Raw genomic sequence first — 23870 nt, 5'->3', positions numbered from 1 at the left:
CTTTTAAGAGGGTCTGCCCACAGACTTCGCATTTAATCTTTACAATCTTTATCACCCCTTTAAAAGTGAAGATACGTCTCCCCCGTTTAAGAGGGCTTGTGTGATCTGGTCCTGATATTCCCGTTCTTCCTTTGATATGTCGTCATATGGGAGCTTATACGCTTCTTTCATCTGTTTATAGAATTTCTTCTGCTCTCCGTCCATGTCTTTCAGATCTGCCGCACGATACCCCATGATCTTAACGATCATAGAGCTTTCTTTTAAGCACGTGAACAGCGAAAAGAATTTCCACCAATGCAGATATTCTATATCGTATAGATCAATCCCATATTCCAGGAACGCAGCATAGATATACTCCATATCGTATCGAAAAGAATAAATTGGCTTCTGATTCTTGCTACTTTTCCCTTCCACTTCCGGATGATCCCCGCATTGATAAAACCAGATCAGTTTTTCCATTGCTTTTTCAAGATTATCCGGTATCTCCTGATAAAAAAGAGCCAATCCGCTGTTGTATTTTGTCAAAAGTTCAGCTTTCTTTCGATCAAACCCCGGATATTTCAAGAGCTCGTCTGCGAAATCTTTCTGTTCCTTTGTAAGCGTCGGCTCTTTTATCATTTCATCAAACTCAACAAAAATACGAAAATCCGAATTAACAGGATAATCTATGCCATCAATCCGGACAGATGTAGGAAGTTTTGAAAACATCATTTTTTCTTCGCCTTGGCTCTCTTCTGCTGCCGATTCTTATAAACCTTTTTCTTATAGTCCTCCACATCTTTTTCATCAAATCCATAAAGATCAATGACGATCTGGTTATTCTTTTTCATCGCTTCTCCTTGGGCATCGTCGAACTCTCTGAAAGCGATATATGCCTCTAAGTGTTTCCCAAGACTCAGCTTTTCCCCACAAATTTTCTTGCCAAGCCCTTTTTCTTCGGACACATCATCAAAAAAGTTCCTTACACCAAGGCAGAATCTTTTTACATACAGCTCATAATTGGTCTTTTCCAGGCCTAAAATTTCTTCCATCACATTAGATAGTTTGTCATTAGCCTTGCTTGCCCTTTGAATATCATCGTATACGGTTGCATCATACTCGAACTGCGCACCATTGCGCATGAATGTTGTATTTAACATATTCCCTCCTTATGCTCCTGCCGCTTCTGTAACCGTCACCGCACAGACAGCTGTTTTACTCCCATCCATGGTTGTGACCGTAATATCCGCATTTCCTGCGGAGATCCCGGAAACTTCACCAGTAACAGATACAGTTGCCTTTGTTTCATCGCTGCTGGCCCATTCCACGGTTTTGTTTGTGGCATCTTCCGGCAGCACTGTGGCTACAAGTGTCTCTTTCGCCGCAACTGCAAGGGACAGCGTTGTTTTATTCAACGCCACCCCGGTCACGGCTTTAAGAGGGTGTATCGCCTTTCGCCATAAATGTCTTTGTTGTTGTGTTAAATTCTCCCTCAATAATGTCTCCAATCCCTAAAAGTTCACCTTCTACCTGTATTTCCCCATCATTATCATTAAATGTTGATACAGCAACGCATACGCCGATCTTCCTTGCATAAAAAGTATTTTCCTTTGCAGGAATCGGATTGTCAAATTCCACCATGACATTTGTTGTGTTACAATCGGAGCCTGTTTTTAAAAGTTTGCCAATCTCAGAAATAAATTTAATGACAGGCTGGCTTTTAATCATATCTGCTGTGAATGGCTTTTTCCATTCGTATGACTTTACGGATCCAGTAGCAGAAGCGTCATTGATATACTTCTTGCTGTCTGTCTGCGCCCCTACCTCCTCGTTTGCTTCTGTAAAACCTGTACCCATGAGTTCGTAGGTCGGTCCGTCTTCTTTTGTTCTAACGTCCAAATATTCCGCTTTCATGTGGCGTTTTTCAATTCCTGTATCATTTGATGCAAAAAACTGAATATTCATCTTTTCCATTCTTCTACTTCCTTTCTTGAAAATATGTTAATTTGCACTGTATCTGGTACTGTGCAAGGGTTTCTGAGGCATCGAACACATATCCGTGCGTGGTCGCCTCTATTTTTCTTGCTTCTTTTCCTTCTCCAAGGATTGGTAGTTTCTTTTCCATGCTGCACTCTTCCAGCCATTCGGAAAACTTTTCGTAAAACTCGTCTATGTCCAGGTTTTCTGCCAGCTCTCGCCCGAAGTATTCCCGGCTGGCAAAGATAAAGTTGAGTTGCCTCACGGTGCTGCCGTCCATGTACCGTTTTTTAATCGGCCTATCATTAACAGACGGTTCGACCATGTAGCTTTTCTTTCCTTCATCCAAGTAGTTTACGTTTATTAACTTGCCGATCCCCTGGCTAAACTCGTTTAAAAAAGGACATCCGCTTATGAATGTCCTTACATCTCCTATTACGCTCATTCGCGCCTACCTCCTACAAAATTAGCCACCGAATCCACAACATCATCGCCGTGGTCTGCCATCATCCGGCGGTCCCATTCTTTACCCCTCAGTCCGTTTCCTTTGTTTGTACGATATTGAATGTCCGCATACGGCTGTGGATATATTATCCGGGCTACCTGCTCAATCGCAGTTTCTTTTAATGGTCCGTTTTTAAATGGGACATATGAATCGCTGAACCTGCGTACTTCGTGCGTCATATGTCGTTGTGCAGGTCCTCCTTGCTGCATCCCTCTTTCAAGGAGGATCTGTTGCGTAGGATTCATATGCAATTTTATATTCACCTTTTGCCTCCTATCCTGAAATGATGCATCCGTGGAGAACCTCGACGATTATCAGAAAATGACACCACTTTTCCTGCACATGGAAGATTGAGAATGTCAGACTCTTTTCTGATCTCCCCATGCAGTCCCTTCACAAAGATGCTGCCATTGTCGATCGTCCAATAGTTCTCCCTTTCTCCATCCGACAAAAGTAGATACTTGTCAGGATCAATAAAATATTTTCCCTGGGTATCGGCAGTTTCCGGTATTCGGATCTGGTAGCTGTCTTGAGACACAAGCCCTGTCTTTTCTGCTGCCGTTTCCTGCTTCGTATAGAAAGATACACCCCTGATCTGTGTCCCAATCCATTCCTGCTTCTGCGGTGTTTCCACGTAGTTGTAAAGGGTTATATCTGCATTTGTCAGCACTCTTAACACCCCCTATACAGTAGCCCGGTATGGATCAAATATGGATATGCTGCCTTATAGGCTTTCTTTTCGACAGTGATTGGCTTTCCATCAGGTCCCTCTGTGACATAATTCACGGAATAACCATCGTTATTCTCAGATTTAATGTCATATCCCCCGGTTCCCACTTTCATTTCGTCATCTGCATGAAAAACTTCCGCCACAGCACAGGCAGCCATCCGGGCCTCCTCCGGGATCTCTATATCCTCTATTCGTCCAAATGTGATGTACTTTATATAGATGCTCGCCCGCAGGATGACAGAGGAAAAGGCAGCCTCCGGTATGGTGCTGCCATTGAACTGCTCTTTATAAAATGTGTAGTCTGCATACTCTACCATACCGTGACCTCCTTATGCCTTTTCGACCAATACAATCTCCTGTGTTACTGCCGCAGCATCGACATTGATCGTAGTCGTTACCTGAGAATATCCATTCTTCTTTACTTTCGCCGGATAAGTACCCTTTCTCAAGTTATACACCACCTGTCCGGTTGCGTCTGTTTTTTGTCTTGAGCCGTTCACGTCCACAATCGCGCCCTCAATCGGCTGTGCTTCTTCTGCATTATCTTTCACTGTCAGTGTTACTGTCTGCGTTGTTACTGGCACAGTTGGCTCCAAGTAAGCAAAAGGACAACCAAGTCGGTCTTCGTCCATTCTTGTTGCCGGGTTTGGAAGAGCCCATCCCATGCGGAATACAACTCGTAAAGCCACCATGTCCTGCTGTGCAAGGTTATATACGATTTCTTTCGTGGAAGGGTCCTGGATAACTCCCTGGTCTAAGATTTTAACTGTTATATCCTGACGGATAGAATATACTGCCTGTTTAAAGTCTCCTACAACCAGCTGTGCAATAGAAGAATCAAAAGAACCATTCTGAGGGAAATACATCGGTGCGCCGTCAAGTGCATACTGCGTTGTTCCCTGCATATCTGACTTAAAGATCGGGGTTCCGTCTGTTGCTCTAATACCTCTAAGTTTCGCTCTCATTCCCATGGCAGCCAACGCACCAGTTGCCATATATCCAGATTCCTCTATATTTGCAATGACACCGTTTTCCTCCATGATTAACTTGTAATAATCAGGAGATGCCCCGACTGGTACATTATTCCCTGCCTGTCTTGCCAAAGTGATAATATCATTCTGCCATTCTGCCGGACGATTTGAACCGAAGATAATCGCACTGTCCACTTTCTGTCCGATCGCTTCATTAACCCTCGGTGTGATTTCTCCGAAAATATCAAACTCAGCATCATCCAATACGGCCTCCGGGATCGGAACGATTACCGCAAGCTCTCCGGCATTAATATAGACATTATCCCACGCCTGGTTGGATGTCTGTTTCATGCCTGTATCTCCGTTTACCCAGTAAGCGGTCGGTAAGAAGTCAAGAACTCTGATCCTTGTTTGATTGCTTGTCATGTTTGGCAACTTTTTTGCCAACCCCATAAATACAGACTGCTTTGGTGCATCCTGAAAAATGGTACTTACCACCTGTTCCCGGATAATTGCCTCTGCGTCTGCCCTGCTTGTAATATGTACTGCCATATATACCTCCTATTCTTTCCCGAATACACTTCTAAGTGCATCGTTTGCTTTGCTCTTTAAATCATCATTTTCACCAGTTGCCCCAGGAGTGCTTGACACAAACTTTGGAATTTCTTTTTCTGGCTGAAAAAGGTAATCGTTTTCCTCTTTTGCTTTCTTTAAAGCGTCTTCAATGTCATGATCCTGGTTCTTGCTCTCTTTTAAGCTGTCAATGTCAAGGATCGCCATTACTGCCTTTTCATTTTTACCACCAGCCTTTAAGATTGCGTCTTTGATCGCAGAATTAAATTTCATGTCTTGGATCTCTCTGTTGTGGTCTTCATCCTTTTTCTGTAAATCTTTTGTAAGATCTTTGATCTTGGTTTCCAACTCAGAAATGTCCACTCCTTCAAAACTTTTCAACGTTGCCTTTGCGTCTTTTAGCTGAGTCTCAAAACTGTCACGATCTGACTTTAATGGATTTACGACTTTTCCATGTTCAGCCATAACAAAGTCAATCTGTTCCTGTGTTAGTCCCTGTGATTTTAAATCGTCTGTGTTCATTATCTTCTTCCTTTCTTTATCACTATTAAGTTATTTTAGGTGTGTAACTATCCACCAGTGACCGGACTATTTTAGGTCTAATCTCCTGACCGATTAATTTGTTGCATAAAAATAACACGCCATGAGCGTGTCAGTACGGCGTATCCCTGCCGCTGGGAGATGATCGGACCACCGCCTCTCTAATCTTCCTCTTTTAGATAATTTAAGGCCTCCACAAGTGCTGTATTTAGAAATCGGTTCATCGCTTTTAACTGCTTATTTTCATTTTTTAATGTGTCTATCTTCATCATGTATTTATCATGAGTTTCAGCGATCTGCTGGTTATACTCATCTCTTGACATGCAGATTTCACTGTCCTTTTTGTTAATGAAACTTTTTTCTACCAATGTGATTCTCCTTTCAAAATGGGCAAAAATACCACCTGAGATTTTATCAGGTAGTATTTAGTAGGTTTCAAATCTTATCTTGATATTTCCGTCATTTTCAGACCATTCCGCCCAAAAAATAAATTCTGTCCATTTGTCAGATACTTGCCCCTGCTGCCATTCCGTCTCAAATTCTTTGGCTTTCTCTTTTGGAATCAGCCATCCTCGCATATCTTCACATTCCAAATCAGGAGTCTCTAAGATATTCCCTTCTCCACAGTCAGCAAAGAATACCTTGCCTTGGCTTTTTGCCTCCATCTGCACAAGCTCCCAGAACCTATTGAATTTATCGCTTTCTTGCGTTCTTAACCCTAACATTGTCAATTCCTCCTTTCAGTATTGTGACAAATTCTCCACTTTCTTTTGCCACAACAACGTCTTTCCCTTTTATATAGAAGAAAGTCTCCCCTGCCTGGCCTCTCCATTCTCCGCTTCTGACCTCACTGGCATTTTCAACAATGTCTAAAATGGTATGCCGCATAGTCTGTCTGTCCTTGGTACTCTTAGGGTTCAGACCGTATTCTTTGGTATGTTTTCCAATCTTTTTACCGAACTGTTTGTCTGATACCTTTATTATACTACTGTTTTCTACCTTTTGATACCGTTTGTTCGCCCATACAGCTTTTTGTGCCACACTCCGGTTGAATCCCACAATATTGCCGCTATTGTCCATGATCGCATGAACCTGAGTCCTTGCGGATTCTACCCGGCGACCCGTCTGTCTGCAAAACTCTTTTAGCTTCTTTTCCTGCTCTTTGAGCCGCACAGATTCAGATTCAAAACGCTGCTGCAATGTGCCTTTCAACACATCGTCACCGTCTGCTGCTTTGATCCCGGCATCATATCCGGTCAGCTTGCGCTTTGTATTCCTGATCTGCCGCTCACGTAAACGTTGCATCTGCGAAACTTCATATTCTGTGTAGTTCTTTCCATTATATGTATAACTTCTCGCCTGATACTCCTTAAGTATCTGATCCGTGTACGCAGGAACAGATATCTCAGGTATGAATGCATGGAAATTGTGTCGACAGCCCCAGCCACACAGTCCTGGCCCTGTTCCATATCCTGTGCTTTCGTAAAACGGAAGATACTTAGAATCTTTCCCAGAAAGACAGAAGACTTTCCCTTGCCATACTTCATGCTCCGGTCTGGCCCCACTGTGAGCTGTGGTTTCCACATAGTCACAGTCCATTTCTTCGGCATATTGCAGGTTTAATTGCCCAGCCGATTGGTTGACCCCGGCTAGTACACTGCGCCTGACTGCTACGTCCAACTTATCTGTGTGCCCGCTAGGATACAAAACTTCTGTGCCCTGTACTGCCGCCTCTTTGATCGCATCTGCTATGGCCTTATCGTAGCTGAACGCCCCCGTTTGCACTTTTAGCATGGCATTATTGCAGGCGTTTATATATGCACTCTGCGCTTTGTTTGCGGTCGTTAGAGTAAGATTGCTAATCTCTCCTTTGGTCTTCCGGAAGTTTGCATTTAAAATCTTCTGCATTTCTTCCGACTGGTGTAATTCGATCGGTTTTTTTCCTGCACGTTTGTAGATCACGGATTCATTTTTTATATTTTTTACCCCGGATTCTTCAAACAACCGCTTAACTTCCCGGTCTGTATACCCGGACACTTGGCCAATCCGTTTGATTGCGTCCTGATAGACAACTCCTGAGTTCTGTAAAACATACGCCTGATGCTTTGACGTGTCTGTGATCTGCTTTGTCTTTACAATCCGGCGGGAAATGTCTCCGATAATTGCGGTTGTGAGTTCATCTATCAGGGCCAGAAGCTGATCTGAACAACTATCTAAATATTCCGGATCAAGCATAAGCTATCACCTACTCTTCCTGAATGTTAAACCGATCATCTGTCTGCTGCGGCATCATCTTTAACGCTTCTTCTTCGGATACTCCGTATTTTTTTGCGATATAAAGTTCTTTTCTGATGATTCCGGCGGTCACGTCCTGCTGCATTTCCGCCAACTCTTTTTCTCTGTCGGATAGGATGCTGTCACCCCAGTTGAATGTAGTTGTGTATGAACCAGATGGGGCCAGATGATAAATGCTTGCATAAAAATCCATAGCAACCAGCATATCTTCCAGGGCCTCTTGTAAAGCTCCCTGCATGTCTTTTGTCATATCAAAAGATCTTTGCTTGCTGCTTCTGATTTCCTCGGCTGTCTTATCCACATTATTCGGATCAGATAAAGTCCCATATGCAAGGCTACAATTAAATTCCACCAGTCGTAGCTGATGGTTCAAGCCATTATAATAAGAAGAATCTCGAATATCCGGTGAAAATACATCCAGCAAAGGCTTATCCGTAGCTCCTGCGTTGAACTGTAATCCTCTGTATAGCCGATCCTTGCCATCTGGATATATAAACCGATCTTGCGTCTTATCATATTTCAGCATGGATTCACCGATATGGACAGCGGTTTCCTTTGCCTCATACTCCCAGTCTATTTGTGAGTATCTTTTATCTGCTTTTCTGATAGGATCAATCGCTTTTGAGAAAACAGATACACCAAGAGGTGAGGTCGAATCTGAATTGTTTGCCAGCGGAACTTTGAAATACCCAAAAGGCAGTCGGTCCATCCCTGAGAATGTGACAGACCCCGAAAGTTCGGACCATTCCTCCACAGATCCCACAGATATTTCTGATCCAAGGCTAAAGTCATTGGTGCTGACAAATGCACGGTTACTGATTCTTAAAAGTCCATTTGTCAGCTCGTGTATCTCAAGCTTTGTATATATCTTTTGTCCTTTTCTCAGCTGGCTTGCAAAAGCACACATTGTCATTTTCCCTGCACTATCAAAATTGATCGGGAAAAAGGAATCCCCGTGTATATATTCCACGCTGATTCCGGTGCTTGTGACATACGGTTTTAGTACCATTCCGCCCTTTGCAGAGCCATACTCTAACTGCTGCCGTATATATCTTATCGCCTTTTTATATTGCGTATTCAGATAGTCCGCCCTGGTTCCTCCTGTCACTTCGGTTTCTGACTCAAGCAGTGCCAATCTTGCCAATTCTCCCGACACTGCTGCCGGAATCCCCATGGAATATATTTTATCCTTTTCAAGCCATGGGGCTTTATCTTCGTACATACGAGACCATAATTCGATGTCTCGTGCCATCTGGCTTGTCAGACACGCATCTATTTTTGTCTCGGAATCCTTATTCAGAACTTCCGTTATCAGTGTCAGTAATCTTGTAAATTTCATATTTTTGTTCTCACCTCCTATTCATATCGGATCAAGTTTGCAATATCACGCTCAAATGTATATTCAAAGGAATCCAGACTATCAATATCGCTGGTTCCATCGTCCAGTCTTTCATTTTCTGTCAGATTTTTTGGATTCCACACAGCACTACATAAAGCCGTTACCAAACTGTCACACATCAGATCCATGTAACGGAACCTTTGCTGTGCCATCAGCCTTGTAGTCGCTCTGATCCGGTCATTTATTACTGTTTTCAGGGCGTTTTCTACTCGAATCCATCCAAGCCCGGACTTTCTAAGCGCAGCCTTGATACCAAGAATGAGCGTTTGCTCTGCACTGTCACAATACACAACGTCAATGGATCCATAGATATTGATTACCTTTAGGCAGAAATCTACAAATAACTGCCCCAGCTTATCCGGATCTATGTCCTCGGTATCACATCTGTGCCGTTCTGCTGCCAGAGCCACAATACCATTAAATCCCCGTTCAATCCCTGTTGCAGTAAACGCATGGCCTGACCCGCTGCCTCCAAAGTCTATTCCAAGATTGATCCGCATGAGATTCATAGGCTTTTCAGCTTTACGGAAGTGATAGAGTTTTGCACTTGTATCATCTGCAAACTGCCTATAAATCAGCCCTTCTGCAATGACACGCTGTCCTTTTATATCCCTCAAATACCACATACTATTAGGATCATACTGACTCTCGATTTCCCGTTTTCTTTCTTCTGGTATATTGATATTGTCATACAGAGTGCAATGCATGTAATTGAATCCACCCAGGAGCGTGCCGTCTTCATCCAGTGCCGCATATTTGTCTATATAGTCCGTATAGATAAAGGCGTTCGGATTGTCCGGGTTCAGGTCCCAGAAGATTTTTCTGTTTTGGGCCGCAAGCTGACGATTGAACGCCTCACGAATCGTATTAATATGATGCAGGTTGATCTCCGTAGCAATCCAAAACCCATAGGAGTTTCCACGGATCTTTTTATAGCTGTCTTCCTTTGCTGCTCCTGCAAAAATCACAATCCGCTGCCGATTCTTTGTCGCAGGTCCTTTGATAAACAACGCCTCATTGTCCTTATACTTTCCCCAGTGGCACTGTCCACGAAAGATCCACTCTAACCCCATGCCGTTACAGTCTCCAATGTTCAGCTTTGCATTTGCCATGGTAGATCCTGTCGCAAGGTGAATACGATCCTTTGTATCTTTAATCTCGTGAGCAAACGAAAATACATTGTCTACCGTTTTTCCTGCTCTTACCGCCCCCTCTGCTATGTTGAAGGTACAGTTCTCACATTTTCGGATATAGTTTTTATGCTTTTCAGAGAAATTAAAGTGTATCGTCTTTTTCTTTTTATACTTACTTTTCATAGATTTCACCCTCTATGTCGTCCATATCTTCAATTTCTTGATTGTTCCCGGTGATTTTATCTCTCTGTGCAGTCAACAAGGCTACCTTTGCTTTCTGCTCCGCTGTCGCAAGGTCCATATGGTCCGACAGCCACCGCAGGGCCTTTTCCCGGTCCGGCAGCTTTACCTTAACCCCGTCTTTCCCTTTTGAAATCTCGTTTATCAGAGTGCCATCTACTTCCCCGGAATCTTTTAGATTTACATACGACACCGTCATAGGGCCGTTTTCTGTATTGATCTCTACGTTACCAAAGTCCGTGAAGTCCGTAACATCCGCAAAGGCAATATCTATATACTTCTGAAAGATATCCTCTGTGCTGAGCATCTCCCGGTTTAGGCGGTTCTGCTTGAGACGCTGTATTTCCGCTTTGACACGAGGATTTACGAGGAGTTTGTATCCTTCTGCGTTTGCAACCATGTAGCTGCTTCTATATGCTTTCTGATATGCTTTGGTAGCATTAAAGCATCGTACATACTGCAAACAAAAAAGCCGTTGCTTATCGGTCAGATCAGGATTGCTTATTACTTCCTGTACCTCCGGTGCAATGGCTTCTACTTTCTTACTATTCTGTTCTGTTTCCTGTTTCCGAACGTTCGCTTTCTTATCCGAGCGTTCGCTATCCCATCCCTGAGTGCTTTTCCATCGTCTCACGGTCCCAGGGGGCTTTCCGATTTCTTTTGCTATATCTACCAGATTCATACCTTGCTTATACATCTGCTCTGCCTTTATGGAATCCGGACTTCTGCTCCTTGGCACTTTTCTTTCACCCCTTATTATCTTCCCATCTGTCTAATCCATGCCTCTACTTCTTCTTCGTTGTAACTTAGCTGTTCCAGCACTGTTACAAGAGGAACTGTCTGGTTCAGAAATATCTGTTCATATGCATACCGCATACATTTCGCTATTTCCTCGTACATCACAGCTCCCGTTGCCCCTCCGAACGCCGGGATCATGGCTGTTTGTATCCCCAGTCTTTTCAGTTCAATGAGACTGCTTCTCATGCAGTTGTAAATAACAGATTTATCCATTATTATTTCTGGTATTCTCATTGTCGGGGCATATACAAGATGCTTTCCTCCGACTTTGACTGTGGTTGCAATTCCAGGCGGCAGTTCTCTATACCAATCGTTCTTTATTTTCATTTGCAAGTCTTCTTGTGCCTTCATCCCGAGATAATTTCTTATTTCCAGATCCATCCCGCCATCCATGATTCCGAAACTGTTACCAGGGGCCACGATTGCCTCTGGATTATATTTCTTTACAAAGTTTTTAAAAGAGTCGCTTACGATTGTTACATCTTTATAATCAAATTCATTCCGCCATGCATCCGTCATGGCGACATTGAAGTCTAATAGGTATAATTTCATTTCCGTTCCTCCTTTTCTATAACGGAGAATGAAGGACTCGAACCTCCGAACCCCGGAGGGTGTACCGGTTAGCAACCGGGCGCATTTCCAACTCTGCCAATTCTCCAGGTCTGTGTTCTTAGAATAATTTTTTTTGTATAGGACAGAACACAGAAGACCCATTACGGTTTTTAGTTATAAAAGCGGATGTCCCGGAATCGAACCGGGATGAAGGGAGCGACCCTTCCGTCTGCCGTTGACATAACATCCACATAAAAATACCCCGATACCTTAGAGATACCGGAGTAATGCCAAAACAATTAAAGTTTCAATACGCCTTGCGTTGTTGTTTATCCAAGGCATAATCCCCGGCGTTCATGCTTATTAAAAAACAAGGAATCCCGCCAGTTCATATGTCTTATAAAAAAACGTTAAGAGGATTGCAAGAAAAACAACTGTTATAGTTATTCTAGTTGCTCTATTATATTTATACCACACTTTCCCGTGACACGGAGTGACATTATGACGCTTTTTCTAAAAATCTTTTATGTCTTTGCTTGCAGTTATCTTCTGTATATGCGATTCTTCGTCTCGGGAACATTTCATTCATCTGCATCGCTACCTGTGCCCATGTCAGATTGTCGATATAGTAGAACCTGAACATGATTCTTATTTCACTTTTTTCAATACCGTTTATGTAGTCCTCCACCTGACACACAAGTTCTAACAGCTCCCCTTCCATCTTTGCCGCCTTTTCCTTCCTGGCTTTGATCTGCAATGCTTTCCTTCTCAATGCCGGTGCTGGCAGCCCCTCTACAACAAAGTGCTGTGTTCCGCCCATGCCCCCGGTGACAGTATCCTTTACCGTCCCTTCTTCTTCCATTTTATACAATTCCCTCTTTAGCTGCTCTATTCTCCGGTGGAGGTCTTTTATTTCTTCTTTCATATCGCTGTATTGGATAAGTATGTCTTTACTCAGTGCCACTCTTCTAGTCTCCTTTCTACCAGCAAAATATACAATATCCGTCCATAAGACCATATTCCTGGCAATCTCTTAGGACGTATCTAATAATATTTACAAACACTTTGCCTGTATATCCTGTCTCTGGGCTCCACTCTCGCAGCGCAAAGATGTCCCCAACCTTATAATCTCTATCATCTTTTCTGATCTCGAATCGTTTTATTGTGGATTCCACATCCTTATAGTATTCCGGCAATATTTTTAAATCGTGTTTTATATGTTCCACCATGGCCTCCTTTATAAAATCTCAGTTTAGTTCATTGGCATCTCATACAGATCAGTGGTTTTGTTCCACCCACTTGTTGTGATTTCTGAAAAGATTTCACAAACTCTTTTTTTGTCACGGTACTTACCAAGTATATATTTTTGTTCTGGATTCTTATTATCTAAACATTTTATAGTTAGTCCACTTGTCTCAATCTCGTGTACATCGTACACGATGCCTTCTTGCGATTTCACTTTCATACTTTCCTCCTTAAAATCGTAATTATGGTTTTTCCCAAAATGGAAATAACCACTAAATCTTAATTCTCCGGCTTATATGGCTCTGGCAGAGGCATCCCCGCCGTCAGCATAACCATCTCCCTCATAATTAGGTTTCTTCTCTATCTGCTTTTCTGGTGCAGATATTGCCAATGTGATACTCTCTCCAAATTTACTATTTAAGTCATCAAACCTTCCTTCTACCATCTTGCAAGTTTTAGGATAATTATTTCTTAAAATCTCAATTACTTCCTGTTCTTTCATTCTCATTCCTCCTTAACTCTTAATCTTCTATGCTAACATTGCTTCCGTTTGTAGCATACCGCCAACACTTTAAACAAGATCTGTCTCCCATACAGCCTTCAATTTCTTCTAAAAGCATTGACGTCGGACATGTTTCAGCATTAGACATATTTTCTATAAACTTTTCCTTTTCCTCTTCACTCTCAAAAATAATTTTCATATTGCTTATCCTCCATAAAATCTTAATTTACACTAATAATTTTGCAATCTCGTCTGCACAGAAAGTAAACGCTGTGTCTTCGTCAGAAACACTTATTGTCTTTACTTTCTGATCGTTTGTGACCATTACCCTAAATATTCCATTTTTAAAACCTTTTTTCCCACAATATTTGATTCCTTTGACAAAAAGCTCTTTATGTTTACACTTCATATGTACTCCTACTCTATTTTTCCTTTATCCCAATAAGCTGAATTTTCAGCTATTGCCATATCTATTAACCAGAAATCTCCTTTTTCGTCCAGTAAAATGTCTACTGACCAGTTCCCTATTAATTCTACTTCTTTCATTTTTTCTGACACGAGTTTTAAAACCTCGCCTTTATATTTTTCATAATCTCTTTCCAGCCTGACTCTCTCATGTTCAAATATTATTTTATCCGTTGCGTTGTGCATCGACTTAATACAATATTCATAATTCCAGTAATTTTCTATATACAATATTTTTTTTGAGTCAAAATCATAAAAAACACGGAACTCACTCTGTAAAGGCATCCCTTCATAGATACAAGGAATTTTAGATTTGTTACACGGAATTACTTCTCGTAGGACTATTTCTTCAAGTCCGCCTGCTCCAAGGAGTAACGCTGCATAATTAATTTCCATAATGTTGTTTTTTATGTTATCTTTCCTTGATATACAATTTTTAAATGAAAACTTGTTTGAAAATGTAGCATTTTTGCAAAATAAGAGAGGATGCTTATCAAAAATTTTGATCACATTTTTTTCTAAAAAATCAAAAATATTTTTATTCCATTCTTTTTCAGGGAGTCCTGAATCATAACACCAAAATGAGCGTTGCACGATTTCAGGTACTTCAATTATTTTACTTTCCGGAACTTTGATTCCACAATTTTTTACTTTAGGGAACCAGTATGAAAAATTATTTTTATTTTTGTCTAACATAGTTATTTCTCCTTTAAATTCTAACTTTAAATCCCGTGTAGCCGATAGAACAGCTAATTTGTTCGCAGTAGTTTTCTGTCTACTCTCTTTTTTATTTTCTATCAGGTTTTTGCTCCTGAGATTTTTTTACAAGGTCCCCCGTTCGTCCTTGCCCCGTATAGCCGATAGGACAGCTATGTTTCCCATCCTTAGATTCCCCTCAAATATACTCCTTCAAAATTTCCTGTTGATTTTACATCTTTTGATATTTCAAAAGTGTTTTCTATTGCGAAACTATCCTCGACCGGATTATCATTGTGTAAATAAAAAAATACTTCCGTATTTTTGTCTGTTACATTTCTTAAAAATTCTTCAAGTTCTCTTACTTTCATCCCTGCCCTCCTTCCTGCCCGCCGGAGCGGGCTGTAAAACAGGATGCCTAAATGTTTTCTTGTTACGTGTGATATATAAACTCTACTGAGTAAATACCTACCTCTTTTCAATCTTTACTCCAGTCTCCTCGTAGATTGTCCGAATGAGATCCTCAAGTGTAATGTAATCCTTTTCATAACTGTCATACAGTTCAAATACTTCATCCGTGAACTTCTCCATTCGTTTTCGTCCAAATCCAAAGTGATCCCTTAGTACCATTGCAGGAATACCCAGCATTAGGATAAATGCACGTTCTGTTGCCTCCTGTGCTACATCCTCCTTTAGAGTCTGGATCTGCTGTGTATTCATGTTGTAAGTCGGGACCCGGTTCTTTACTCCGGCTTTTCTTCTCTCTGCTCGGTTCATTTAATCCTCCAGTCTATATACGCACTGCTGGAAGTTGGTCGAACGACTTTTAGCTCCCTCCCATTCACGAACCGACGCTTTCGATTTCGTGCCGCTGTGGCTCGGTCCTCTCGTTTTTTCTCCAGCTCTTTTTGCAGTTCGCACTCTTCTTTCTCCCAGTAGCTAGAAATCCATCCCTTGATGGTAGATGCCGGTATTCCATATTCTTTGCTGACTTGTTGCACATCAGCCTTTTCCTGCAAATACGTTGCAACTACCTTTTCTTTCACTTTCTCAGAATATCGATTACTCCACATCGTCCTCATCCTCCACTATCTGATATACAGCCGCCTTTCTTCCGGTTAAGCTGTCTTTCTTTTTCCCGCAGACTTCTACAACCCCTCGTTGCATCATTTCCGTTAAACGTGGTGCTGTTTCATTGCGGTCCGCTGTAAGAGTCAATCCATGCTTATGTAACACTACAGCGATTTCTCTGGCGGTCGCAGGACCATAGGAAAGCTGGTCCAAAATCATACGGTTCTTCTTATCCCGTCGTACTTCCTGATTAGATGCCCTTCGGGTCTGTTTCGTGATCCGACTGCTCCGATACGCTGTCTCACAACCAAATATATTTAACTGTTCCAAGTCTGTCACCTCCCTGATACTCTACAAAACATTGCTTCATTTTTCTCCGCCGATATCGTCTCTCTTACACTTTCTTCCGGGAAGGCGATCAGATAAGAGACCTCCTTCATCCGGTTTGTAATACGGTCGTCGTACTCAAGCTGATCCAATGGATAATTACTGGTAAATATCGTTACCCTCTGGTCCACATAGCGGTTGTTTATAATCTGGTAAAACTTATCATTGATCCATCCTGCCACCTGCTCTGTTCCAAAATCGTCGATTACAAGGATATCTGTTTCCTGGAGCTGGTCTAACAGCTTGCTTTCGGAAAGGTCATTATCCCGGTCCCAGGTCCTTTTGATCTCTTGGATGATCTCCGTGGAAAGAGAAAACTTGACCTGATATCCCATGTCCACAAGTTCATTTGCAATGCTGGCGGCCATGCGGGTCTTCCCGCTCCCTTTTGTCTGAGAGTAAAGATACAGCCCCATCCCGTCCCGGTGTTCATTCTCAAACCCATCCATGTACTGCTTTATGTACTTACATGCGGCCCGGATCACAGCTTTGCTTTTCTCGTCCTTATAGGCAGTCACACTAAAATTCTTTAGCCGCATATGCTTAAAGGTCTCTGGGATATTTGCAAATCTCAGGCGACTTTCTGCAATCTGCTTCTTCCGGCAGACACACTCTGAAAAATACTCTTTTCCGTCTTCCCAGTGTCTAATCCATCCGGTTCCGCCACAGTGCGGACATTTAGAACCCGTCGAAGTCGTCACCGATTCCAAGGTCGATGCCTTTCTTGACAAGGTCATCTGCTGTATTTTGTCCATCAGCGTCATTCTTTCCTTCTCCCTTCTTTGGCAGATAATCTAAAAACGGTCTGGTCGAACTCAGGAAGGTAGACGCATGTTTTATGAATCTTGTCTCCGTTTTATTCTTCCTGCACTCTGCCGCATAATTTTCACATGCCGTGATTAACTCTCTTTCTGCATAACCTTCGTTCAGCCTGGCTTGGAACTTTTTATATGCATTACCCTTATCCACTTTGCGGGGGTAACTTTTCCAGAAGTCGTCAAACGCACATGTATATTTATTATTCTTTTCTTTCTTTCCTTCTTTACTTTCTTTAGTTGTTGTTATTTGAATGTTATCTGTTTGTTGTTTGGTTGTTACTGGCTTGTTATTTTGCTTGTTATCACCTTGGTACAAATCGTAATTATTCACGATAAATACGGTGTTTTTGTTACTACTTTTGCTTGTTATCTCACCTGTTGATTTTAGCTTTTTTATTGCTGTCCTAACCTGCATCACAGATAACCCTGTTTCGGTTGCCAGTTTCTCATAGGAGGATACGATTGAACCACGTTTAATCTCCTGTCCCTTCCATTTCTTATCCGTCCAATTTACAGTAATTAGAAGATGAAGAAACACCCGGCTCACGTTTATGTCATCATACCACTCCCATTCAGTGAACTTCCGATATACTTTAACGAATGTCTCAATCGTTATCACCTCTTATTTCTTGAATCAATATTTCAATTCTTGGATTCCCATTATCCACATAAAATAGGTCCTCAAATCCAGTTACATATTTCTGGCTGTCATCAACCAAGACTCCATACTCCACAAGGGCGTCCAAAATAAACTTTTTCGCGAATGCGATATTATCACAGTCCCTCCGCCGATTCTTCTCATACCAGCAAAAACTAATATAAACCGGATTTTTAATATGTACCCCTCGGAGTTGATGGGCGATGTATGTCTTACATATATGCTCGTTATCTGCTTTCATTTTGGCCCCTTTAAACTGATTTGTACGGTTTGAGGCCGTATATTCGTTTAAGCCAGATAAACGTCCGTAAATCGTCAAATGATAAGTTATAGCCACGACTTTCCAAACTCCTTCCTAAAGTCATCTCTGGTTCCAAGATTCTTTTCAAAATATCTTTGAGCCATCATCTTAACTGCATTATCAAAACAAGTATCGAAATGGATGCCGTAATTTGACATATTGTGATGCCGGCCGCATAGCCAAACTTTAAATCCATACTTTTCAGATTTCTTTCTATTGGCTGTTCCAAAGAATACATGATGACAATGCAAGTCCAATTCAGTTCCACACATTAAACAGGCTTTCTCAGCTTGCAGAACACTTTTCAAATTTCATTCCCCACTTTTCTTCCATCCTTCGTATTTCCTCTGGTGTTGCTGTTTCAATTCCTAATTCCTTTGCTTCTTCTACTGTATTTTCAATCAAATGGGACATCTGGGCTGTATCGTATGTATGGGATCCTGCAATAACAAGATAAGAGCGAAATACAATACCATTACTATTCACTGTCGTCTTAGATGTTGGTGCTAAATGGATATGCTCTAATTCTTCAACCTCAATATCATCTCTCATTGTCATTTCCCATAAATGTCCATTAATGATTTGGTATTGTCCGTATCTCCGCAGTAATAGATTTTTCATGTACGCTATGCTAGTCCCTAGGACCTCTGCCATTTTCCCAACTAAGACATGAAAATATGCATTTGCATCTCTGCTCCGCTTTTTCCTATGCTTCGCCATTTTTATATCTAGCTCTTTGTCCTTGAGCGCCTCATATTCATTTATAACATCCCTTCTAGTTGATACAGTTATAAGAAACTCTCCAGTTGTAATATCCCTTGAAATACTTCTTAATTGACCTGAAAATTCCATAGGCTATTCCTTCTTCTTATTAATGATTTTGATTAACTCCTTATACTGCTTCTCTGTCATATCCTCTATTTTGTCAATCTTGAATTTGTCCAAAACTTCTTGTTTGAATCCAGTATGCCGATCAAATACATTCTCTAGCGATTTAATCTTTATTGCATCGATCTTTTGTTCCGCCAGGCGATTCAGCTCTGCATTGGCAGTCTCTTCAAAACTGCGTACAGCCGTATCTATTCCAAACCCTGACATACCCAAGGCCCTTCCTACGGCGGAAGTCTCACAGTTCTCTATATAAGACAGCTTATTGATAAAGCTAGATCCTTCCTTCTCATAAGCATGCCCCGTTCCCAGCACCATCCCACTTTCATCAAGAATGGTTGCCTTAATCAGGCAAAACCCATTTTCAAGCTTTAAGATCTCTGTCTTTATCTTTCCGTTTGGACACACAGACCGAAATGCCTTGATCCTCTGGCTTACCTCTGCATAGTCCTTTCCCTTAATATCTGTTGTTTGAATTAGCTCATTTGCCTTCTGTAAATCTTCATACGTCATAGTCACATCCTCCTGAGATATTTGGTTTCGCTGTTTATGTACTCCTGCGTCATATCATCAACGGTTTCCATTTCTTCGTCTTCATCATAGTAGTGCCATCCCATTTCCCAGCGATAGAACCAGTCAGTAAACGCGTCCTGCATCAGGATATCACCGTTTTCCACGGCTTCTAAAGCAAAGGTAAATGCATCGTCTTCCGGCACTCTTTTCCCGTTCTTTTCATAAAAACCCATTTTCAAAAACCTCCGGTTGTGCTATAATGCACCTGTAAGTTTTTCTTTGCCCTTTATCGGAGTTGCCGCTCCGAAGGGGCATTTTTATTTGAAACCACGCACATGACGATAGGCCAGAGCAGCAGCGTAACAGTCGTAAAGCGGATTGTGCGTACCGCCATCACAGTCTGGCACTTCGATCCTGTGTTTTGCGTTATATCCGTCCACGCTATCCCAGATTTCCGGGTATGCCGCAATGTCTACCAATGGATATGGTCCATCGAACGGTCCCATGAAGTTATATCTTTCCGCATCAATAAACAACTTTGCCTCCACAGGAACCCCCATGTGCACAATTACGTCTGCGTTTTCTTTATTCTCTTTGAAAAAGTCAATGAAATCTATTAACATGCGTCCGTAATGTAAATGTGTGTTTTCGATTGTTTTCATCTGAGGCAATACGTTTTCTCTTACAAATGGGTCTACATCACCGTAAATATGACACCTCGCCAAGAATCTCTTTTCCTCTTTTCCGGTTTCTTTGTCCATTAGGATTGCTCCAATGGCAAAAGCGTCACCATAAAGACCATTTGTTTCTGCGTCGATTGATAAAATTTTCTTGTTTTCGTTCATAATTCTTCTCCTTTTTTTAAATGTTTGATTTCCATGCTGCCCCTGCCGCCCAGCAACTCACAGCCAGCCAACCATAACCTCTTAAGGCTAATAGGCAGCCAGCGGCGTTTAGGGCTGTTGCCATGTAGTTTTCTGCTTTACTCATCGCATCCCTCCTTTACATAACCCCGTATCCACGCTGCAAAGACCTGTTTTCTGTTTGTATCTGTTTCAGCCGCCACTTCTCAAACTCTACGGTATCAAATACAATGGCGCTGTTCCGCTTCATCGGGCTGATTTTCTGAGCACATGTCTGCCCTTTCTCCCGGTATGCCCTGTCAAGGAGTTCCTCCGGGAATCCTAATTTAAGAAGCTCCGTTCTCCGCATCATCTTATTTGGATACTCCATGTTTATCACCTCATTTCAATGAAAGTCACAGTCAAACCCTTGTGTTATCAGAATTTTTCACAAGTTGACGGTTAATTTCTTTTGCAACGACTTGCGCAATGCCTTGTTTATCTAAAACAATTTCGTGTTTAATTTCCATCACGTGATCTCTTGGACTTTTATAGATTTCATCTTTTGTAATTTCAACAGACCATATTCCGTTCTCATACATGATGTTCAGGAACGAACATTTTTCTAATCGCTTTCCGTTTAATTCAAAAATATTCTTATCTAAATCCACGTGGATTTTTTTAAGTTCTTTACTCATCTTCTATATCACCTACCTTTTATAAAGACATCTGCGCGTTACATCGGTTAATCCTCAATGATTTCTTTAACATCGCATTTTAATGCATCTGCTAAACGACCTGCACACATGGGCGTGATATTTCGACTGTTAAGAATTACATTCATTCTTGCCCTGCTTACGCCGTATTGATCAGCTAGTTTTGTTACGGTCAGCTTTTCTCTTGCCATGGCAATGTCGACTTTGGTTCGTTCTAAATTCATTTAAACCTCCTTTTCAAACTTATTGGTTTCTTCATACTTCGCTTTCCTTTTATTAACATTGATAATCCAGAACATTTGTTCTATTATTGTTTCGTTGTCTCTTCCTCAAGGAAATATTCAAGAGGAACATTGAAATAATCTGATAGTTTTTTTAATTTATCAACCTTTGGATTGCTCCTTCCATTTTTCCAATCTGTAAATGTGGATTTTGTGATATTTGTATCCTTAGATACCCTATAATCTGTCAGATTATTTTTGTCTCTCAACTCCACATATTTTTGATACACCAAAAATCACCTCATTTCTGAACTTTTTATTGATTTTAGTTCGGAAATCAGTTATAATTTGTTTGTAAAGAAAATTATAAAAAAATAATTCGTACTGATTTCTGAACCTTACAACATTATGATAGTACTATTTTCAGTACTTGTCAATACTTTTTGTACAGATTTCCGAATTATTTTTTAGAAAGGATTTGCCATGAACGAAAGCATATATGACAGGTACTGTTCTATTCGCGATAAGCAAAATTTAAAGGATTCTGATATTGCGAAAGGTGCATGCATTACAAAATCTACGTTTTCTGACTGGAAAGCCGGCAGATATACACCAAAGCGGGACAAATTGCAGAAAATAGCTAACTTTTTAGGAGTATCAGTAGAGTATCTTACAACAGGCACAAGTAACGAATACAATCCATACATTAATAAAAAAGATGAAAAAGATATTGAAAAGCGTTTAGAACAGACATTGGAAGATTTAGAAAGAGGCCAGAATGGCCTAATGTTTTCTGGAGAAGCCCTTGACGATGAAACCAGAGAATTATTAAAAGCTAGTCTAAGAAGTAGTTTAGAAATAGCAAAGATCAATGCAAAAAAGAAATTTACACCAAAGAAATACAGAAAATAAGGACGTGATTTATTGAACATTAAGGAAATTGTGGTAGGTTTAAAAAATAAATATAAAACCTCAAATCCGTTTGAAATTGCAAAGTCTATGAATATATGTATTATTTATGAAGATCTTGGAGGAATATATGGATATTACAATAATCCTTTGAGAATGAAACAGATACATATTAATTCCAACTTATCAAATCATTTACAAACCTTGACTTGTGCCCACGAGCTTGGACATGCCGTTTTACATCCAGGATCAAATACTCCGTTTTTGAAGAAGAGTACATTTATTTCTGTAGATAAATTGGAAATACAAGCCAATAAATTTGCCATGGAGCTTTTGATTCCAGATGATTTTTGGGAAGAATATAAACACTTTACAATCGAGCAACTTTCTAGACTTCTCGGATATAATGAAGGGCTTATAAAATTACATTTACAATAAGGAGATTACAATGGGACTATTTGATAAAATCAAAACTCTGATAGCCGATGATCAAACCTCAGCCACGGACAATACTTCCATATCAGCCGCAACAGATATTGAAAAGTCTGGACTTCATATCCATCCAGATTTAATAGATTTAATTTGGATTGGTGATGGAAAACATAAAAATTATAAATCAGAACCCAAATCGACTATGTACTACCCGTATGAAGGATTTACAATCAAAGTTTCTGCTTTCGGCGCAGAAGAACCTAGTTTGCTTTATTTGAAATATCCAATACAGCAGCCTATCCCTTCAGAAATAATCGAAAGGCCACCATATTACCCATTTTATAAGGAACTGACACCGAAGCAAAAATGGTTATACTGGAGCTTTTTGAATAACCCGTATGATGCATCAAATGATATAGGATATGTTTTCATTTTTTATTATGGATTGGAACGTCATCTTTTACATGGTGATTTTGATAATGCATTTAATGTTATTTTGAAATTAAGGGATGTTTACAGCAATCGTTCATTCCAAAACTATTCTGCAAGTGCCCTAATTTTATCTGCTATGATACACAAACGTCCAGATTATGCAAAAAATTTTATAAACTCTCTTGATAAAGAATATGAATTTCAAATGTCTGGAGAACTTTATTTCTTGTGCAAGCTTGGATTGGATCTTCCCATTGATGCTTACGACATAATGAAATTTTATAAATTTTTTGGGTTTTCAAACAACCGTTATATCAAAAAATATCCAGATCTTTTCGTAGAGAAGCTAGTAAAACAAATTGCCGACATAAATAATCACCACGAACTGATTGATGCGAAGCACTATTTTTCAAAATCGGATTTACAGGGCATGACACCGATTTCAATCCCTGTCTTCGCAAATGTGTCAATTCATGAAAAGGAAATTCCTGTCCCAGATATTACAAAGTCATTGAAATTCATGGGAACGATGTACAACCTTTTAGAAAAAGCACATAGCGATGTGAAGCAAGAGTTAGCCATCAAAAGAAAGTCACAAAAAAATACTTCTCAGCATAACCAGCAAAAAACAAATAACATCTCTTATGTTAAAAGAAGTTATTTTGACGACAAAGATTTTCTGAAAAAACAAGAACAATATTATAAAAAACTTGAAGATGTTGAGAATCAATGGTCTGTTTTGCATAATTTAGGCGCATATGAAGGCGCTCCAACAGAAAAATATATAAAACTTTGCTTATCAAATATTAAGCAGTTTATTACAATGAACAATCTTGGAAAACAATATGAAGATTATGTAACTCCACTTTCTGTTCCAGCTTATAAAAGGTTGTCTATGCTTTACGAAAAACAAGGAAAATACAAAGAAGCCTATGAAATATGCATAAAAGCTATTCAAGAAGGAGTTTGCCAAGACGGGACAAAAGCAGGATTTAAGGGACGTGCAGCACGTATGTTGAAAAAATCCGGAATAACCCCAGACAGCGAAATAATAAACCTTTTGCTTCAATAAAAACGACGGG

The 23870-nt window shown here is 40.6% G+C and carries 43 protein-coding genes and 1 tRNA gene; 3 read left to right on the top strand and 41 right to left on the bottom strand.

The genetic code is table 11. The features are described from left to right. Nucleotides 1-51 precede the first annotated feature (51 nt). The 41 genes from P8F77_RS04560 to P8F77_RS04360 form a co-directional block, all read right to left on the bottom strand. Nucleotides 52-711 carry a bacteriophage Gp15 family protein gene (locus tag P8F77_RS04560; RefSeq protein ID WP_347256386.1) on the bottom strand — a complete coding sequence of 220 codons (660 nt, stop codon included), beginning with the start codon at nt 709-711 and terminating at the stop codon, nt 52-54. After that, nucleotides 708-1139 carry a hypothetical protein gene (locus P8F77_RS04555; RefSeq protein ID WP_347256385.1) on the bottom strand — a complete coding sequence of 144 codons (432 nt, stop codon included), beginning with the start codon at nt 1137-1139 and terminating at the stop codon, nt 708-710. The genes P8F77_RS04560 and P8F77_RS04555 overlap by 4 nt, the downstream gene beginning before the upstream one ends. A gap of 9 nt (nt 1140-1148) precedes the next feature. Then, the gene (locus P8F77_RS04550; RefSeq protein ID WP_347256384.1) at nt 1149-1400 is read right to left on the bottom strand and encodes an Ig-like domain-containing protein; all 252 of its coding nucleotides are present in this window, start codon (nt 1398-1400) and stop codon (nt 1149-1151) included. Between the two features lie 13 nt (nt 1401-1413). Then, the gene (locus P8F77_RS04545) at nt 1414-1953 is read right to left on the bottom strand and encodes a hypothetical protein (protein WP_347256383.1); all 540 of its coding nucleotides are present in this window, start codon (nt 1951-1953) and stop codon (nt 1414-1416) included. 4 nt (nt 1954-1957) lie between these two features. Then, the gene (locus tag P8F77_RS04540; RefSeq protein WP_347256382.1) at nt 1958-2401 is read right to left on the bottom strand and encodes a hypothetical protein; all 444 of its coding nucleotides are present in this window, start codon (nt 2399-2401) and stop codon (nt 1958-1960) included. Further along, complete coding sequence (locus P8F77_RS04535) at nt 2398-2640, bottom strand: minor capsid protein (RefSeq protein ID WP_347256381.1); 243 nt, start codon at nt 2638-2640, stop codon at nt 2398-2400. Before P8F77_RS04535 ends, P8F77_RS04540 begins: the two co-directional genes overlap by 4 nt. Nucleotides 2641-2720: 80 nt before the next feature. Further along, on the bottom strand, nt 2721-3131 hold the full coding sequence (locus P8F77_RS04530; protein WP_347256380.1) for a DUF6751 family protein: 411 nt from the start codon (nt 3129-3131) through the stop codon (nt 2721-2723). Between the two features lie 2 nt (nt 3132-3133). Continuing rightward, a complete protein-coding gene (locus P8F77_RS04525) occupies nt 3134-3508 on the bottom strand; it encodes a hypothetical protein (protein ID WP_347256379.1) in 375 nt (124 codons plus the stop codon). Between the two features lie 12 nt (nt 3509-3520). After that, a complete protein-coding gene (locus tag P8F77_RS04520; RefSeq protein WP_118476739.1) occupies nt 3521-4714 on the bottom strand; it encodes a phage major capsid protein in 1194 nt (397 codons plus the stop codon). A 9-nt stretch (nt 4715-4723) separates the two neighbouring features. Then, nucleotides 4724-5257, bottom strand: a complete 534-nt coding sequence (locus P8F77_RS04515) for a phage scaffolding protein (protein ID WP_347256378.1) — start codon at nt 5255-5257, stop codon at nt 4724-4726. 179 nt (nt 5258-5436) lie between these two features. After that, complete coding sequence (locus tag P8F77_RS04510) at nt 5437-5643, bottom strand: hypothetical protein (protein ID WP_287518935.1); 207 nt, start codon at nt 5641-5643, stop codon at nt 5437-5439. A gap of 57 nt (nt 5644-5700) precedes the next feature. Continuing rightward, on the bottom strand, nt 5701-6000 hold the full coding sequence (locus tag P8F77_RS04505; protein WP_287518937.1) for a hypothetical protein: 300 nt from the start codon (nt 5998-6000) through the stop codon (nt 5701-5703). After that, nucleotides 5969-7510: a phage minor capsid protein gene (locus P8F77_RS04500; protein WP_347256377.1), complete on the bottom strand. Its 1542-nt coding sequence runs from the start codon at nt 7508-7510 to the stop codon at nt 5969-5971. Before P8F77_RS04500 ends, P8F77_RS04505 begins: the two co-directional genes overlap by 32 nt. Nucleotides 7511-7520: 10 nt before the next feature. Next, nucleotides 7521-8909 carry a phage portal protein gene (locus P8F77_RS04495; protein ID WP_347256376.1) on the bottom strand — a complete coding sequence of 463 codons (1389 nt, stop codon included), beginning with the start codon at nt 8907-8909 and terminating at the stop codon, nt 7521-7523. A 17-nt stretch (nt 8910-8926) separates the two neighbouring features. Next, complete coding sequence (locus P8F77_RS04490) at nt 8927-10285, bottom strand: PBSX family phage terminase large subunit (RefSeq protein WP_118476733.1); 1359 nt, start codon at nt 10283-10285, stop codon at nt 8927-8929. Beyond that, nucleotides 10275-11039: a terminase small subunit gene (locus tag P8F77_RS04485; protein WP_347256375.1), complete on the bottom strand. Its 765-nt coding sequence runs from the start codon at nt 11037-11039 to the stop codon at nt 10275-10277. Before P8F77_RS04485 ends, P8F77_RS04490 begins: the two co-directional genes overlap by 11 nt. Nucleotides 11040-11098: 59 nt before the next feature. Beyond that, a complete protein-coding gene (locus P8F77_RS04480; protein WP_347256374.1) occupies nt 11099-11692 on the bottom strand; it encodes a macro domain-containing protein in 594 nt (197 codons plus the stop codon). 22 nt (nt 11693-11714) lie between these two features. After that, nucleotides 11715-11798, bottom strand: a tRNA-Ser gene (locus P8F77_RS04475). A 393-nt stretch (nt 11799-12191) separates the two neighbouring features. Continuing rightward, complete coding sequence (locus P8F77_RS04470) at nt 12192-12656, bottom strand: hypothetical protein (protein ID WP_347256373.1); 465 nt, start codon at nt 12654-12656, stop codon at nt 12192-12194. A 16-nt stretch (nt 12657-12672) separates the two neighbouring features. Continuing rightward, a complete protein-coding gene (locus P8F77_RS04465) occupies nt 12673-12921 on the bottom strand; it encodes a DUF3850 domain-containing protein (protein WP_347256372.1) in 249 nt (82 codons plus the stop codon). A gap of 23 nt (nt 12922-12944) precedes the next feature. After that, nucleotides 12945-13157 (bottom strand): hypothetical protein, encoded by a 213-nt coding sequence (locus P8F77_RS04460; RefSeq protein ID WP_347256371.1) that lies wholly within the window; start codon nt 13155-13157, stop codon nt 12945-12947. A 72-nt stretch (nt 13158-13229) separates the two neighbouring features. After that, nucleotides 13230-13439: a hypothetical protein gene (locus P8F77_RS04455; RefSeq protein WP_347256370.1), complete on the bottom strand. Its 210-nt coding sequence runs from the start codon at nt 13437-13439 to the stop codon at nt 13230-13232. Between the two features lie 19 nt (nt 13440-13458). Then, complete coding sequence (locus tag P8F77_RS04450; RefSeq protein WP_347256369.1) at nt 13459-13638, bottom strand: hypothetical protein; 180 nt, start codon at nt 13636-13638, stop codon at nt 13459-13461. Nucleotides 13639-13665: 27 nt separating this feature from the next. Further along, complete coding sequence (locus P8F77_RS04445) at nt 13666-13848, bottom strand: hypothetical protein (protein ID WP_347256368.1); 183 nt, start codon at nt 13846-13848, stop codon at nt 13666-13668. Between the two features lie 8 nt (nt 13849-13856). Continuing rightward, nucleotides 13857-14600, bottom strand: a complete 744-nt coding sequence (locus P8F77_RS04440) for a hypothetical protein (protein ID WP_347256367.1) — start codon at nt 14598-14600, stop codon at nt 13857-13859. Between the two features lie 188 nt (nt 14601-14788). Then, nucleotides 14789-14971, bottom strand: a complete 183-nt coding sequence (locus tag P8F77_RS04435) for a hypothetical protein (RefSeq protein WP_347256366.1) — start codon at nt 14969-14971, stop codon at nt 14789-14791. A gap of 97 nt (nt 14972-15068) precedes the next feature. Then, nucleotides 15069-15377: a hypothetical protein gene (locus tag P8F77_RS04430; protein WP_347256365.1), complete on the bottom strand. Its 309-nt coding sequence runs from the start codon at nt 15375-15377 to the stop codon at nt 15069-15071. Further along, nucleotides 15374-15682 (bottom strand): transposase, encoded by a 309-nt coding sequence (locus tag P8F77_RS04425; RefSeq protein WP_347256364.1) that lies wholly within the window; start codon nt 15680-15682, stop codon nt 15374-15376. The genes P8F77_RS04430 and P8F77_RS04425 overlap by 4 nt, the downstream gene beginning before the upstream one ends. Beyond that, nucleotides 15663-16001 (bottom strand): hypothetical protein, encoded by a 339-nt coding sequence (locus tag P8F77_RS04420; RefSeq protein WP_347256363.1) that lies wholly within the window; start codon nt 15999-16001, stop codon nt 15663-15665. Before P8F77_RS04420 ends, P8F77_RS04425 begins: the two co-directional genes overlap by 20 nt. 5 nt (nt 16002-16006) lie before the next feature. After that, the gene (locus tag P8F77_RS04415; RefSeq protein ID WP_347256362.1) at nt 16007-16822 is read right to left on the bottom strand and encodes an ATP-binding protein; all 816 of its coding nucleotides are present in this window, start codon (nt 16820-16822) and stop codon (nt 16007-16009) included. Next, nucleotides 16737-17495 (bottom strand): hypothetical protein, encoded by a 759-nt coding sequence (locus tag P8F77_RS04410; protein WP_347256361.1) that lies wholly within the window; start codon nt 17493-17495, stop codon nt 16737-16739. The genes P8F77_RS04415 and P8F77_RS04410 overlap by 86 nt, the downstream gene beginning before the upstream one ends. Continuing rightward, nucleotides 17482-17871, bottom strand: a complete 390-nt coding sequence (locus tag P8F77_RS04405; RefSeq protein ID WP_347256360.1) for a RusA family crossover junction endodeoxyribonuclease — start codon at nt 17869-17871, stop codon at nt 17482-17484. Before P8F77_RS04405 ends, P8F77_RS04410 begins: the two co-directional genes overlap by 14 nt. 249 nt (nt 17872-18120) lie before the next feature. Further along, complete coding sequence (locus P8F77_RS04400; protein ID WP_347256359.1) at nt 18121-18687, bottom strand: hypothetical protein; 567 nt, start codon at nt 18685-18687, stop codon at nt 18121-18123. Between the two features lie 3 nt (nt 18688-18690). After that, entirely contained in the window at nt 18691-19236 is a 546-nt protein-coding gene (locus P8F77_RS04395) for a hypothetical protein (RefSeq protein ID WP_347256358.1), read from the bottom strand. A 2-nt stretch (nt 19237-19238) separates the two neighbouring features. Beyond that, nucleotides 19239-19469 (bottom strand): hypothetical protein, encoded by a 231-nt coding sequence (locus P8F77_RS04390; protein ID WP_347256357.1) that lies wholly within the window; start codon nt 19467-19469, stop codon nt 19239-19241. A gap of 84 nt (nt 19470-19553) precedes the next feature. Then, nucleotides 19554-20081, bottom strand: a complete 528-nt coding sequence (locus P8F77_RS04385) for a hypothetical protein (RefSeq protein WP_347256356.1) — start codon at nt 20079-20081, stop codon at nt 19554-19556. A gap of 16 nt (nt 20082-20097) precedes the next feature. Further along, nucleotides 20098-20226 carry a hypothetical protein gene (locus P8F77_RS04380; protein WP_347256355.1) on the bottom strand — a complete coding sequence of 43 codons (129 nt, stop codon included), beginning with the start codon at nt 20224-20226 and terminating at the stop codon, nt 20098-20100. 12 nt (nt 20227-20238) lie between these two features. Next, the gene (locus tag P8F77_RS04375) at nt 20239-20469 is read right to left on the bottom strand and encodes a hypothetical protein (protein WP_347256354.1); all 231 of its coding nucleotides are present in this window, start codon (nt 20467-20469) and stop codon (nt 20239-20241) included. Between the two features lie 31 nt (nt 20470-20500). Beyond that, nucleotides 20501-20776, bottom strand: coding sequence for a hypothetical protein (locus tag P8F77_RS04370; protein ID WP_347256353.1), 276 nt, complete (start codon nt 20774-20776; stop codon nt 20501-20503). A 47-nt stretch (nt 20777-20823) separates the two neighbouring features. Further along, nucleotides 20824-21018 (bottom strand): helix-turn-helix domain-containing protein, encoded by a 195-nt coding sequence (locus P8F77_RS04365; protein WP_347256352.1) that lies wholly within the window; start codon nt 21016-21018, stop codon nt 20824-20826. A gap of 83 nt (nt 21019-21101) precedes the next feature. Further along, nucleotides 21102-21305, bottom strand: coding sequence for a helix-turn-helix transcriptional regulator (locus P8F77_RS04360; protein WP_347256351.1), 204 nt, complete (start codon nt 21303-21305; stop codon nt 21102-21104). Between the two features lie 193 nt (nt 21306-21498). Between P8F77_RS04360 and P8F77_RS04355 the strand changes: the two genes are divergently transcribed. From P8F77_RS04355 to P8F77_RS04345, 3 genes are read left to right on the top strand one after another with little or no spacing between them, the layout of a single operon-like run. Further along, nucleotides 21499-21927 carry a helix-turn-helix domain-containing protein gene (locus P8F77_RS04355; protein WP_347256350.1) on the top strand — a complete coding sequence of 143 codons (429 nt, stop codon included), beginning with the start codon at nt 21499-21501 and terminating at the stop codon, nt 21925-21927. 12 nt (nt 21928-21939) lie between these two features. Beyond that, on the top strand, nt 21940-22362 hold the full coding sequence (locus P8F77_RS04350; RefSeq protein ID WP_287519015.1) for an ImmA/IrrE family metallo-endopeptidase: 423 nt from the start codon (nt 21940-21942) through the stop codon (nt 22360-22362). 10 nt (nt 22363-22372) lie between these two features. Then, nucleotides 22373-23860, top strand: coding sequence for a TerB N-terminal domain-containing protein (locus tag P8F77_RS04345; protein ID WP_287519018.1), 1488 nt, complete (start codon nt 22373-22375; stop codon nt 23858-23860). Nucleotides 23861-23870 lie beyond the last annotated feature (10 nt).

This window comes from Anaerostipes sp. PC18 (assembly GCF_039789045.1).
Taxonomy (GTDB): domain Bacteria; phylum Bacillota; class Clostridia; order Lachnospirales; family Lachnospiraceae; genus Anaerostipes; species Anaerostipes hominis.
This window is presented reverse-complemented; position numbering and strand designations above follow the sequence as displayed.

Excerpts from the sequence above, each read along its gene's own strand:
- P8F77_RS04560 (WP_347256386.1), bottom strand. The coding sequence starts at position 711 with ATGATGTTTTCAAAACTTCCTACATCTGTCCGGATTGATGGCATAGAT.
- P8F77_RS04555 (WP_347256385.1), bottom strand. The coding sequence starts at position 1,139 with ATGTTAAATACAACATTCATGCGCAATGGTGCGCAGTTCGAGTATGAT.
- P8F77_RS04545 (WP_347256383.1), bottom strand. The coding sequence starts at position 1,953 with ATGGAAAAGATGAATATTCAGTTTTTTGCATCAAATGATACAGGAATT.
- P8F77_RS04540 (WP_347256382.1), bottom strand. The coding sequence starts at position 2,401 with ATGAGCGTAATAGGAGATGTAAGGACATTCATAAGCGGATGTCCTTTT.
- P8F77_RS04535 (WP_347256381.1), bottom strand. The coding sequence starts at position 2,640 with ATGACGCACGAAGTACGCAGGTTCAGCGATTCATATGTCCCATTTAAA.
- P8F77_RS04525 (WP_347256379.1), bottom strand. The coding sequence starts at position 3,508 with ATGGTAGAGTATGCAGACTACACATTTTATAAAGAGCAGTTCAATGGC.
- P8F77_RS04520 (WP_118476739.1), bottom strand. The coding sequence starts at position 4,714 with ATGGCAGTACATATTACAAGCAGGGCAGACGCAGAGGCAATTATCCGG.
- P8F77_RS04515 (WP_347256378.1), bottom strand. The coding sequence starts at position 5,257 with ATGAACACAGACGATTTAAAATCACAGGGACTAACACAGGAACAGATT.
- P8F77_RS04505 (WP_287518937.1), bottom strand. The coding sequence starts at position 6,000 with ATGTTAGGGTTAAGAACGCAAGAAAGCGATAAATTCAATAGGTTCTGG.
- P8F77_RS04500 (WP_347256377.1), bottom strand. The coding sequence starts at position 7,510 with ATGCTTGATCCGGAATATTTAGATAGTTGTTCAGATCAGCTTCTGGCC.
- P8F77_RS04495 (WP_347256376.1), bottom strand. The coding sequence starts at position 8,909 with ATGAAATTTACAAGATTACTGACACTGATAACGGAAGTTCTGAATAAG.
- P8F77_RS04490 (WP_118476733.1), bottom strand. The coding sequence starts at position 10,285 with ATGAAAAGTAAGTATAAAAAGAAAAAGACGATACACTTTAATTTCTCT.
- P8F77_RS04485 (WP_347256375.1), bottom strand. The coding sequence starts at position 11,039 with ATGTATAAGCAAGGTATGAATCTGGTAGATATAGCAAAAGAAATCGGA.
- P8F77_RS04480 (WP_347256374.1), bottom strand. The coding sequence starts at position 11,692 with ATGAAATTATACCTATTAGACTTCAATGTCGCCATGACGGATGCATGG.
- P8F77_RS04465 (WP_347256372.1), bottom strand. The coding sequence starts at position 12,921 with ATGGTGGAACATATAAAACACGATTTAAAAATATTGCCGGAATACTAT.
- P8F77_RS04460 (WP_347256371.1), bottom strand. The coding sequence starts at position 13,157 with ATGAAAGTGAAATCGCAAGAAGGCATCGTGTACGATGTACACGAGATT.
- P8F77_RS04455 (WP_347256370.1), bottom strand. The coding sequence starts at position 13,439 with ATGAAAGAACAGGAAGTAATTGAGATTTTAAGAAATAATTATCCTAAA.
- P8F77_RS04450 (WP_347256369.1), bottom strand. The coding sequence starts at position 13,638 with ATGAAAATTATTTTTGAGAGTGAAGAGGAAAAGGAAAAGTTTATAGAA.
- P8F77_RS04445 (WP_347256368.1), bottom strand. The coding sequence starts at position 13,848 with ATGAAGTGTAAACATAAAGAGCTTTTTGTCAAAGGAATCAAATATTGT.
- P8F77_RS04440 (WP_347256367.1), bottom strand. The coding sequence starts at position 14,600 with ATGTTAGACAAAAATAAAAATAATTTTTCATACTGGTTCCCTAAAGTA.
- P8F77_RS04435 (WP_347256366.1), bottom strand. The coding sequence starts at position 14,971 with ATGAAAGTAAGAGAACTTGAAGAATTTTTAAGAAATGTAACAGACAAA.
- P8F77_RS04430 (WP_347256365.1), bottom strand. The coding sequence starts at position 15,377 with ATGAACCGAGCAGAGAGAAGAAAAGCCGGAGTAAAGAACCGGGTCCCG.
- P8F77_RS04425 (WP_347256364.1), bottom strand. The coding sequence starts at position 15,682 with ATGAGGACGATGTGGAGTAATCGATATTCTGAGAAAGTGAAAGAAAAG.
- P8F77_RS04415 (WP_347256362.1), bottom strand. The coding sequence starts at position 16,822 with ATGACGCTGATGGACAAAATACAGCAGATGACCTTGTCAAGAAAGGCA.
- P8F77_RS04400 (WP_347256359.1), bottom strand. The coding sequence starts at position 18,687 with ATGGAATTTTCAGGTCAATTAAGAAGTATTTCAAGGGATATTACAACT.
- P8F77_RS04395 (WP_347256358.1), bottom strand. The coding sequence starts at position 19,236 with ATGACGTATGAAGATTTACAGAAGGCAAATGAGCTAATTCAAACAACA.
- P8F77_RS04390 (WP_347256357.1), bottom strand. The coding sequence starts at position 19,469 with ATGGGTTTTTATGAAAAGAACGGGAAAAGAGTGCCGGAAGACGATGCA.
- P8F77_RS04385 (WP_347256356.1), bottom strand. The coding sequence starts at position 20,081 with ATGAACGAAAACAAGAAAATTTTATCAATCGACGCAGAAACAAATGGT.
- P8F77_RS04380 (WP_347256355.1), bottom strand. The coding sequence starts at position 20,226 with ATGAGTAAAGCAGAAAACTACATGGCAACAGCCCTAAACGCCGCTGGC.
- P8F77_RS04375 (WP_347256354.1), bottom strand. The coding sequence starts at position 20,469 with ATGGAGTATCCAAATAAGATGATGCGGAGAACGGAGCTTCTTAAATTA.
- P8F77_RS04370 (WP_347256353.1), bottom strand. The coding sequence starts at position 20,776 with ATGAGTAAAGAACTTAAAAAAATCCACGTGGATTTAGATAAGAATATT.
- P8F77_RS04365 (WP_347256352.1), bottom strand. The coding sequence starts at position 21,018 with ATGAATTTAGAACGAACCAAAGTCGACATTGCCATGGCAAGAGAAAAG.
- P8F77_RS04355 (WP_347256350.1), top strand. The coding sequence starts at position 21,499 with ATGAACGAAAGCATATATGACAGGTACTGTTCTATTCGCGATAAGCAA.
- P8F77_RS04345 (WP_287519018.1), top strand. The coding sequence starts at position 22,373 with ATGGGACTATTTGATAAAATCAAAACTCTGATAGCCGATGATCAAACC.